The organism is Pseudoalteromonas sp. CR1, from assembly GCF_019392235.1.
GTDB lineage: Bacteria > Pseudomonadota > Gammaproteobacteria > Enterobacterales > Alteromonadaceae > Pseudoalteromonas.
In genome coordinates this window covers 1-270 of record NZ_JAHXRM010000271.1, presented here as the reverse complement: position 1 = coordinate 270, position 270 = coordinate 1, and the positions used below count along the sequence as shown (strand labels likewise).

At 64.8% G+C, this 270-nt stretch carries 1 pseudogene; it reads left to right on the top strand.

Features of this window, described 5'->3' with window-relative positions:
• Nucleotides 1–270 (top strand): annotated as a pseudogene (locus tag KZZ04_RS19395) (MFS transporter); the annotation flags it as partial.

Here is a 270-nt window from a genome sequence, read left to right as displayed (position 1 = left end):
GCCTTCTTGCACGCCGCGTTGGCCGGCGGGTTGGGCTATGGCGTGATCATCGCGTTCAACACCTGTGCGCCGCTCATTCTGCAGGGCCATTTCGAGTGGAGCCCGGCCCAATATGGCTGGCTGGGTTGGCCGATCAGCGCGGCGTATCTTGCAGGCGCGTTGATGGTCAATCGCTGGGTCGCGCGCACCGGACGGTTGGCGATGATGAGTTGGGGCGTGGCCCTGGTGTTGTCAGGCACGGCCGTGATGCTGCTGGGCAGTGTGTTCAGC